At 51.7% G+C, this 9,546-nt stretch carries 9 protein-coding genes; 8 read left to right on the top strand and 1 reads right to left on the bottom strand.

Annotated elements, in window-relative coordinates; all coding sequences use genetic code 11:
- Positions 1-135: 135 nt before the first annotated feature.
- The 4 genes from EKM90_RS12220 (at position 136) to EKM90_RS12235 (ending at position 5,255) form a co-directional block, all read left to right on the top strand.
- A complete protein-coding gene (locus EKM90_RS12220; RefSeq protein WP_125583008.1) occupies positions 136-1,485 on the top strand; it encodes a prealbumin-like fold domain-containing protein in 1,350 nt (449 codons plus the stop codon).
- The gene (locus EKM90_RS12225) at positions 1,478-2,980 is read left to right on the top strand and encodes a SpaH/EbpB family LPXTG-anchored major pilin (protein WP_125583010.1); all 1,503 of its coding nucleotides are present in this window, start codon (positions 1,478-1,480) and stop codon (positions 2,978-2,980) included. Before EKM90_RS12220 ends, EKM90_RS12225 begins: the two co-directional genes overlap by 8 nt.
- Before the next feature lie 21 nt (positions 2,981-3,001).
- Positions 3,002-4,117 carry a SpaA isopeptide-forming pilin-related protein gene (locus EKM90_RS12230; RefSeq protein ID WP_125583012.1) on the top strand — a complete coding sequence of 372 codons (1,116 nt, stop codon included), beginning with the start codon at positions 3,002-3,004 and terminating at the stop codon, positions 4,115-4,117.
- 64 nt (positions 4,118-4,181) lie between these two features.
- Positions 4,182-5,255 (top strand): class C sortase, encoded by a 1,074-nt coding sequence (locus tag EKM90_RS12235; RefSeq protein WP_125583014.1) that lies wholly within the window; start codon positions 4,182-4,184, stop codon positions 5,253-5,255.
- 87 nt (positions 5,256-5,342) lie between these two features.
- Here EKM90_RS12235 and EKM90_RS12240 read toward each other — a convergent pair whose 3' ends face one another.
- Positions 5,343-5,732, bottom strand: a complete 390-nt coding sequence (locus EKM90_RS12240) for a tautomerase family protein (RefSeq protein ID WP_125583016.1) — start codon at positions 5,730-5,732, stop codon at positions 5,343-5,345.
- A 101-nt stretch (positions 5,733-5,833) separates the two neighbouring features.
- Here EKM90_RS12240 and EKM90_RS12245 point away from each other — a divergent pair, with 101 nt between their 5' ends.
- The 4 genes from EKM90_RS12245 to EKM90_RS12260 all read left to right on the top strand — a co-directional run bounded on the left by EKM90_RS12245 (position 5,834) and on the right by EKM90_RS12260 (position 9,360).
- Positions 5,834-6,574, top strand: a complete 741-nt coding sequence (locus tag EKM90_RS12245) for a LysR family transcriptional regulator (RefSeq protein ID WP_164507988.1) — start codon at positions 5,834-5,836, stop codon at positions 6,572-6,574.
- Between the two features lie 117 nt (positions 6,575-6,691).
- Positions 6,692-7,042: a helix-turn-helix domain-containing protein gene (locus tag EKM90_RS12250; protein ID WP_125583020.1), complete on the top strand. Its 351-nt coding sequence runs from the start codon at positions 6,692-6,694 to the stop codon at positions 7,040-7,042.
- Between the two features lie 144 nt (positions 7,043-7,186).
- Positions 7,187-8,626, top strand: a complete 1,440-nt coding sequence (locus EKM90_RS12255) for an ABC transporter substrate-binding protein/permease (RefSeq protein ID WP_164507989.1) — start codon at positions 7,187-7,189, stop codon at positions 8,624-8,626.
- The gene (locus tag EKM90_RS12260) at positions 8,623-9,360 is read left to right on the top strand and encodes an amino acid ABC transporter ATP-binding protein (RefSeq protein ID WP_125583024.1); all 738 of its coding nucleotides are present in this window, start codon (positions 8,623-8,625) and stop codon (positions 9,358-9,360) included. The genes EKM90_RS12255 and EKM90_RS12260 overlap by 4 nt, the downstream gene beginning before the upstream one ends.
- Positions 9,361-9,546 lie beyond the last annotated feature (186 nt).

The following is a 9,546-nucleotide window of genomic DNA, read 5'->3' on the forward strand; positions in this document are numbered from 1 at the left end:
TTCAAGCAGTCCAATCCGCACTGAACCATCGTCCCAGACGTATTCTGAACTATCTTCGCCCATGCGATTACTACCGATGCATGGCGTAACAGACTAGACCACTATCAAGAATTCGTTATCATCGTTGCACTTGACTTGAAAATTGAGGATCTAAAATTTACACCTGATTACTGGTACCAAATGAATGGTAAAACGACTTTCCAGCCGCGTGGCGATGATCCTAACACCGTGGTCGAATTCGGTGTGCCATCTGCTAAAGCGCCTGCTGTCGTTATTCATGTGAAAAAAGATTGGACTGCTTTACCAGGGACCGCTTTGCCAGATACGTTGAACGTTTCCTTGTTGAGAAGATCCTCTCATGGAACCTCTGTAGATATCCCGTTGACGCTGACAAGTGCATATGACTGGCAAACCACAGTTTCAATGCCGGCATATGACAACTTTGGTAAGCCCTTTGAATACACTCTTCATAATGAAAACGCCGATAATTTTACGCAGCTCGACACCTTCATTGGTAAGTCAAGTGGGACTGGGACAAAGGATGATCCGTTAACGCTGACCAATCAGCAGTACGGTTTCCAATTCGTTAAACGTGACGCTGACAGTGGTGCTGAGGTAAAAAGCTCATCGATGAAATTTTCACTGACACCGTACAACGACTCTTATACTCAGAAAATTGGCGATACCATCACTGACTTAAACGAGGCAACGCCGCATGCACTGGCGCCAGGGTACTATGGCATTCGAGAAACTAACGCACCAGATGGCTATGTTTTGGATGACACGGAATATTACTTCCAGTTGACCAGCGACGGTAAATGGAACTATTTCGGTACCAATGATCCTAATTCGACTGGAACTAGCATCAGCAATCAACAAAAGCTCAATACTATTGATGGTAAGACAGACGCCTTCGATGTTACCGAGGTTCATCAAAACATTCTTCAGTTAACCAAGTACGACAAGCCTAAGCCGACCGTTCCGCTAACTGTGGTGAAGACAGACAATCAGGGGACACCGCTTGCTGATGCACAATTTACTTTGACTACTTTGACTGATGATAACGCCAAGAAAGACCTTGAGTCGTTGACTTCAGATGATAGCGAGAAAGGGAAAACGTTCGAACATCAGCTACAGGCCAATGGCAATTACACACTCAAGGAAGCTCAGGCACCATTCGGCTACCAAAAGTCTAACGATAGTGTCTCTATCAAAATCAATGACGAGGGGACAGTCGATTCAGTAACGATAAATGGCGAAGAGCTGGAAGCTGGTAAAACCTTGTCAGGTTACAAACTTGCCGCCACTAATGACGGGCCCGGCCTAACTTTGATCGTTGAGAATCAGCCATTGCCAATACTGCCGCACACTGGTGGCCAAGGAGTGGTGAGGGCGGCTGCTTTCGCTTTGATGATGCTCGTGGTCGCTGCCGTGCTGGCGGTTGTGGTTTGGATTAAGCGGCGGGGGGTGCGAATTCATGACTAAACTGATTAAAGGTTTGATCACGGCTGCCCTTGGGCTATTGGTGGTTGCGGGCTTAAGTAAATCTGCAACCCCAGTGACTGTAGCAGCAGACTCAGCGCCAACCGAAGTGACAGTCGTGTTGCACAAGCTGTTATTCGATCAGAGTTTACCGCTTCAGCAACAAAACAAAGGGATAACGGAACCGACTTTTGAGCAGGACAGCAAGCCGTTGAACGGAGTGACGTTCACCGTGTACGACGTGACTGCTGATTTTTGGGACAATGTCAAGCAGGTCACTAAGGGTGATGTCGAGCAGGCACAAGCTAACTTGGCCGGTGATGACTACCAGCCAACGACTAAGGCGGTGCACTCCCAGGACACCGCTGGGCAAGGCGAGGCGACTTTTGCAAATTTGCCGGTACGTAGTGGTAGCCAATACGCTGTGTACCTGTTCAAAGAAACCAATCAGCCCGCCGGAATTGAGAACGACAGCCAGAACCTAGTGGTCGTCATGCCAGGGAATATCGACCAAGGCATCCAGTCCCGGATTGATTTGTTTCCTAAGAACAAAATGGTGAGTGGTTACTCGACCGTCGAAAAAACCATTACCAACTATCGCACCAACTTTAGCTACGGTGAGGCAATTCCTTATCAAATTGCTGTCAAAGTGCCGGCCAATATCGGGGCGATGACCAACTTCAAGCTGACCGATACCGCCGATGCACGTTTAGAGCGGGTGGGCGGTTTGACCGTGAAAGTTGATGGCCAGAATGCAGCGGGCCGCTTTACCACGACGCAAGATGACGCGCAAGCATTCGCCTTGAGCTTTGATCCTGCGAAGCTCATCGAGTTCGCCAACAAGACGATTACCGTGACCTACCAGATGCGGATCAAGCAAGGAACCACGCCTGACGTCCCGTTGATTAATCGGACGGTGTTGTACCCAGATGATAGTCAGCCTCAAACCGATATGGCTGTCGTGGTCACCGGTGGCAAACGATTTGAAAAAATCGATGCCAAGGCGCATCAAACCAAGCTTCAAGGGGCGACCTTCCTGGTGAAAAACGCCAAGGGTCAATATCTCGTGCAAGGTGAGCATGGCTGGCTTTGGCGGCCTGTGGCTGGCGATCCGGTCACGGACTACCAGTCGGCGGGCTTGTACACCTTGGTTTCCGCCAAGGACGGCCGCTTTGCGCTTGCTGGCTTGAAAGCAGGTGCTTATAACCTCGTTGAGGTTAAAGCACCCAAAGGCTATCAACGTAGCACCAAGACCATTCCATTCATGGTAGTGGCCGGGGAATATACGCGCGGCCAGGCCAGTCCGTATGCGGTGGTCAACGTCAAAACACCGGAACCACCAGTCCCACCGAAAACACCAAAGACGCCAGGTACACCAAGTATTTTGCAACGCATCATCCCTAAATTGGGGAGTGAAGGCGCTGCGTGGCTCTCAATTATGGGTTTAATCCTGATTGCGTTAATTTTCGCTTTCAGAGTAAAAAACAAAAAAGCTTAGGGGAAAGTAAGGGAGATAGTAATGAAAAAATCGTTTTTGAAAAAAGCACTGGTCATGGCCGGTGCTGCATTGCTGGCACTGCCACTGGTATTGGGGAATGGTAACTTGGTTAGTGCAGCGGATGGCGATGGCGCTACGCCGACGACTGATCCTGTTGCAAAGCAGAGTATTACTTTGGTCAAGTATGCTTATACAAACAAAGCTGATTTTCCTACCGAGAATACATCAGATGATATCTTTACAAAGTCGACGGATACAACAACGAAGCGTTTGAGCAACGTCACCTTCAACGTGTACAATGTTTCACAACAATATTGGGACAATCCCGACCATTACCAAGATAAAGATGGCCAGATTGTCGCGAATGGTGAGCTCAAGGAGGCTGGTACACCGGTAGCGATGAAAACCGATGCCAACGGCGAAGCAACGGCCTCGTTTGATGTTTTCACAAAGGTAACCATCAAGGATAAAGAGGTACAGCGGCCATCCGTCTACGTCTTTAAAGAAGACCCTTTGACCACTCAGGGGTATGACAAACAGAACGACTTTGCCTTGAGTCTGCCTCAAGGCGGCCTTACAGATGGGAAGTATCAAGATCTGTACGTATACCCAAAGAACAAGTCAACTTCGACCTTCGATCTGAAATTCAAAAAAATTGACAGTATTACGAAAGACGCTTTAGCCGGCGCCAAATTCAATATTATGAAGGGCAATCTTTATGCCACCATTCTTAAGGATGGGACTCGTGTTGCCACTGTTGATCAGTATGATGAGAAAAATCCCGTCGACGTTAAGTGGACTTCTGATAAGAGTGAAGCAACTGAATTCATTTCTGATAAAGATGGTTACGTTGGTTTTGTTGCTGTCATTGAAAACACACAAAATGGCGTTTTACACGGTATTGCTGAAAATGGTAAGTACACTGCATGGGAAGTAGATGCACCTGCAGGTTACGAAGTTCCAGCCAAAAAGGATACCCCTATTACTGAGAAAGACAACAGTGTCGAGATTCCAAACACGCCAAAGGGTCTCCTCCCTCACACTGGTGGTGCCGGGATTGTCCTCTTCGTTGTCCTTGGTGCAGCCTTGGTTGTCCTTGGCGGTGTTGCTTACAACAAGCGCCGGACGAGCTTCTAGTCCAAGTTAGGTCTGCTAAAATGGAGGCGTCGGTGACGTCTCTATTTTTGTTCGTGAGGTTAAAATGGCAAAGCAGAAGAAGGCTCTGGGCCTGATTGATATCATCATCATGTTGCTGATTATCGCGGGAATTGGCGTGCTGGCGTACCCGTTTGTTAGTGATGCCTATGTTTCCTACAAAAATCAGCAAGTGATCGATGGCTATCAGCAGCGCGAAACGCATAAGAACCAGGCGGCGTTGAAAAAAGAATATCAATCATATCAGGCCAAAAACCAAGCCATGGCAACCGCTAATATGGCGCCTGGCGTGAGCGGGTTTAATGCTGCCGTCAATGCTCAAGGCACGGCGCAAACCAGTGAAAAGCGCAATCAGAAGAAGCTGGCCAGTCAGACCATTGCTCAACTCACGATTCCCAAAATCGGCTTGAGCTTGCCGGTGTTTAACCACACAACGGATTGGTTGCTTCAGTTTGGTGCCTGTCTTTTAGACGGTACGAGTTACCCCACTGGCGGCAAGTCCACCCACGCGGTGATTTCCGGCCACCGCGGTGTGCCGAATGCAGAGTTATTTACCCGTTTGCCAGAGCTAAAGCAGGGCGATAAGTTCTTTATTCGGATCGGCAATAAGAAGCTGGCTTACCAGGTCTTTTCGCGCCGGGTCATCGAGCCGACCGAGGTTTCGTCGCTGAAAATCAAACCGGGTCAGGATTTGGTCACCTTGATGACCTGCACCCCGTATATGATTAACTCGCAGCGCCTGCTGATCACAGGACGCCGCGTGCCGTATCATGCCGCTGATGCCGAGGCCTCCAAGTGGGCCGAACTGTGGAACAAGCTCAAGTTCTACGTTTGGCTGGTGGCCATTGCGGCGTTGCTGCTGCTCATGGGGCGCTTGTTGCGCGGTCTCATCATTGGCCGTACGCGTTACCTCCTAGTGGTCCCAAGTGGGGCTAGCCGAGCTGTTGTGCGCCGTGGCCGGCATCAGCGCACCTTCACCCCGGATGACGAGGGCCGAATCGAGCATAAGCTGCCAGGTGGTCGGTACTGGGTCACCGTCGAAACTGCAACGGGTACCGTCCGTTATCGGGCCTCAATCAAACACTTGAAGGATCGTCAATTTACACTGAAACGTAAATAACCGAGCATACAGCAAAAAACGCCTTCATGGCGTTTTTTGTTTGGTTCGGCTAGGGACGAGGCGAGTGCATGGCGTTGACGGTTCTGCTCAGCCTTTAATATACCGAAATTCCTGGGTTTTCCCGCCATACCCCCAAGAATCGGCGCCGACATCCTGCAACACGATATAGCTAGTCGTGGCCACATTTGGTAACAATTCGGCCATGGCTTGATAGGCGGCCTTGACAAAGGCTGCTTTTTCATCGCGGGTGTTGGTGCCAGCGGTGAGCTTGATTTCAATAAAGAAACTCGATTGGTCTGGCGCAAGCGCCTGGCCGCCGATGAACCAGTCTGATGGGGCGCTAAAGTGCACATCAACCGCAGCGGCTGCGGCGTTTTTACCGAGCTTGGTAACGGCGAGGTCGGTCAAAGTGCTGGCGACCTGTGCGGCAGTGACAGTAGTCGCATGGGTAGCGATACGAACACGTAAATATGGCATATGATTGCCTCCTTTATGGCTTCAGAATAGACGCCATTCGTGATGTTGGGAATGACGAGATTGTGCTATGCTTATCGCAAACAGTGATAAGGGGGCGCGCCATGCAACTGCAAGACTTGGAAATCTATGCCCAGCTGTACAGGCTGCGGTCCATCAATCAAACGGCGCTCAGTCTGGGCTTTGCGCAGTCGAATATCTCGGCCCGGCTGAAGGCCATCGAGGCTGAGTTTGACGCGCCGCTGTTCACCCGCACGCCGCAGGGCATTGTGCCTACCGCGGCGGGGGACAAGTTTGCGGCATATGCCCAGCAAGTGCTGACAGCGACGACGGCGGTGCGGACGGCACTCCATCCCGCGGCGGCCAAGCCGGAAATATTGATGTCGAGTTTGCTATTTGATGCGTTAGTGGTGCAGCAAAATCGTTACGACCTAGACGCCGCGCACTACACGTTGATGAGTTCTACCGCGCTGGCGGCATTAAAGACCTGCACTGCGGCGACAGTGGTCACTTATGCGCCATTTCATGTTGCCGATTATGCCCTGACCGATCGGGATCGGCTGGATGCGGCGTTTTTGCAAGCGCCAGGGATCGCGCCTGAACGCGTTCCGGTATTGGTCAACGCCGATCGGTTGTGTCCCTTTCGGCGACGGAGTCTGAAATTCGTGAAGCAAGATCTTAGCCGCGTGCAAGAAATCGATTCTTGGGCCAGCATTTTGCAGCTGGTCGAAGCCGGGCGCGGGGTGGCGCTGCTGCCACGGTATTTGGTCGCCAAACACCACTTAGCAGTAGCGTGGCCTGCACATCGCTATCAGGTGCCTTACGCGACCTGGGCGCGGCGCTGAGCGACAGGGAAAAGCACTTTTTGTTTCACGTGAAACGAGCCGAGCGCTGGCAGAATTCCCGGTGTGAAACCGGACGCAATGCGCTACAATAGAGGTATCAGCAAAGGAGGCGAGCGGATGGCAATGGTTGAGTTGAAACGATACACCGTCGTCAATGAATACGGCGAATATCTTGAAGACGATGACTTACTACTTTTGCCGGGTTGGACCAAGGATCTTAAGAAGACGTGGATTACTTACAGCCAGGTTGAAGCGCAGCGCGTGGCCCATCAAGCGGAAGGCGTCGCCTGCGAGCTCAAAGCCATCCCGCTGGAGCAGGCGGCCGCGCCGCAGCCGCATCGCGGTGTGCCGATTGCGGTGCAAAAGCAGGTCATCACCTTGTGGCAGCAAGGCATGTCCTACCGGAAAATTGCGAGCCTGCTGAAAATCTCCAAGTCGTCAGTCGGTAATATTGTGAATAAAGATTAAATCAAGGCGGCAACGCCTTTTTCTTTGGCCTAAAAACGAGACATGTCAGATTATCTGACATAATCACTCGACAGGTTCAGAACCGCCCGTTATGCTTTGAACATGACATAGAAAGTGGTGATGAACGTGAAACGTTGGGGGATTATGGGTTTGCTATTGGCCATCGTGGTAATACTGGTGGTGGGCAAGCCAGGAGAACCGGTGCAAGCGGCGGAAAAAACCTACACCGTCGGCACCGACGTCACGTTTGCGCCGTTTGAATTTACCGACAAGAACAACCAGCAAGTCGGCATCGATATTGACATTTTAAAAGCGATTGCCAAAGCAGAGGGCTTCAAGCTGAACATCAAAGCCACCAGTTTCAACGGCGCGGTGCAGGAGCTGCAAGCCGGCCAAATCGACGGCGTGATGGCCGGTATGAGCATCACCAAGGAACGCAAGGAGATGTTCAACTTCTCCGATCCGTACTTTAAATCTGGCGTGGTGATGGCGGTGGCCAAAACCAGCAAAATCAAAGGCTTTGCCGATTTGCGCGGCAAGCGAGTGGCAATCAAAACCGGCACCGCAGCCGGCGCTTATGCGAACTCGATAAAAAAGAAGTACGGCTTTACGACGGTTACTTTCGATGATTCCAATAACGTCTACCAAGACGTGATCGCTGGCAACTCCGCGGCCTGCTTCGAGGATAAACCGGTGATTCAGTACGCGATTGCTACCGGCCTGGCGCTGCGCATCACCAAGATGAAGCTGGCGGATCCGAACAACTACGGTATTGCGGTGCAAAAATCCGATCCTGAGTTCCTGGCCACGCTTAATCGCGGCCTGAAGAAACTGCGCCAGACTGGCGAATATGACCGCATCATTACCCATTACCTGGGGAACGGCTCACAAAAAGAGCAAACCGAGAAAGCCAAAGCCGCCGGCAGTACGGACCACAGTTTTGGCACTTTGCTGAAGCAGAACTGGGGCACGTTGATGAGCGGCTTGCAGGAAACTCTGGCGCTGACGTTGGTCGGTATCATCTGTGCCACCATTGTTGGGGTGCTGATGGGACTGCTGGGGGTGGTGCCGAGCCGCTGGGCCCAAAGCACCGCCACGATTTTTATCTACCTGTTTCGCGGCTTGCCGCTGATGGTGCTGGCGCTGTTCATATACACCGGGGTGCCGATGGTGATTGGCACCAAAATTCCGGCTTTTGTGGCTGGGATTATCACCTTAACCCTGAATGAAGGTGCGTATACCGCGGCGTTTGTCAAAGGCGGCATTGGCGCGGTCGATAAAGGTCAGATGGAAGCCGCGCGGTCGTTGGGCTTGCCATGGGGCAGGGCGATGCGGCGGGTGATTTTACCGCAAGGCATCAAGATTATGATTCCGAGTTTCATCAATCAATTCATCATTACGCTGAAAGATACGTCAATTCTGTCGATTTTAGGCCTGCTTGAGCTAACCCAAACCGGGAAAATCATCATCGCTCGCAACATGCAGGGCTTCAAGATTTGGACCATGGTGGCGCTGATTTATCTGATCATCATTACGCTGCTGACGTGGCTGTCGAACTGGGTGCAAAGGAAGGTGCAAGCATGACCACACGCATTGAAATGAAAGATGTGCACAAGCGTTACGGGGACAACGAGGTCATCCGCGGCGTCAATCTGAAGGTTGAGGATAACGAGGTTGTGGTGCTGATTGGCCCCAGCGGCGCCGGTAAAAGCACGGTACTGCGCATGATGAACGGCTTGGAAACCACCACTTCTGGCGAAATTCTGATTGACGGCATCGACATTGCGCGGCCGCATGTGGATATCGACAAGGTGCGTGAGAACATCGGCATGGTGTTCCAGCATTTCAACCTGTTTCCGAACATGTCGGTGCAACAAAACGTCACCCTGGCGCCTGTGGAATTGGGCCTCATGAGCCAGGCCGACGCAGATGCGGCGGCGCTGCGGATGCTGGATACCGTGGGCTTGGCCGATAAGGCGGAAGCGATGCCGAAAACCCTCTCCGGCGGCCAAAAGCAGCGCGTGGCGATTGCTCGAGCGCTGGCGATGCAGCCTGACATTATGCTGTTTGACGAGCCGACTTCGGCGCTGGATCCAGAAATGGTGGGCGATGTGCTGGAGGTGATGCGCAAGCTGGCGGCGCAGGGGATGACCATGGTGATTGTGACCCACGAAATGGGCTTCGCCAAGGAAGTCGCTGACCGAGTTGTCTTCTTTGAAGGCGGCGAAATCAACGAAACCGGCACGCCGGAGCAAGTCTTCGACCATCCGCAAAGCCCGCGGCTGCAGAGCTTTTTGCAGAAAGTGCTGCAAGCTTAAAGGATTCGAATCAAAAGTCCCAGCTGACGGTTTTCACGGCTCTTCGTCAAGTAGAGTTGATAGAGATTTCTATGAGTACCTAGACCTTGATTGGTCTAGGTACTCTATTTTTATACCGCCAGCTTCCGCTTGGACAACCAGAACCACACTCTTTCCAGAAAGATGCGATTGATAAAGTTGCTCCAG

It is taken from the genome of Lacticaseibacillus suibinensis (genome assembly GCF_003946175.1).
Classification (GTDB): domain Bacteria; phylum Bacillota; class Bacilli; order Lactobacillales; family Lactobacillaceae; genus Lacticaseibacillus; species Lacticaseibacillus suibinensis.

Coding starts and splice junctions, on each gene's coding strand:
- EKM90_RS12225 (WP_125583010.1), top strand. CDS start 1,478: ATGACTAAACTGATTAAAGGTTTGATCACGGCTGCCCTTGGGCTATTG.
- EKM90_RS12230 (WP_125583012.1), top strand. CDS start 3,002: ATGAAAAAATCGTTTTTGAAAAAAGCACTGGTCATGGCCGGTGCTGCA.
- EKM90_RS12235 (WP_125583014.1), top strand. CDS start 4,182: ATGGCAAAGCAGAAGAAGGCTCTGGGCCTGATTGATATCATCATCATG.
- EKM90_RS12240 (WP_125583016.1), bottom strand. CDS start 5,732: ATGCCATATTTACGTGTTCGTATCGCTACCCATGCGACTACTGTCACT.
- EKM90_RS12245 (WP_164507988.1), top strand. CDS start 5,834: ATGCAACTGCAAGACTTGGAAATCTATGCCCAGCTGTACAGGCTGCGG.
- EKM90_RS12250 (WP_125583020.1), top strand. CDS start 6,692: ATGGCAATGGTTGAGTTGAAACGATACACCGTCGTCAATGAATACGGC.
- EKM90_RS12255 (WP_164507989.1), top strand. CDS start 7,187: ATGGGTTTGCTATTGGCCATCGTGGTAATACTGGTGGTGGGCAAGCCA.
- EKM90_RS12260 (WP_125583024.1), top strand. CDS start 8,623: ATGACCACACGCATTGAAATGAAAGATGTGCACAAGCGTTACGGGGAC.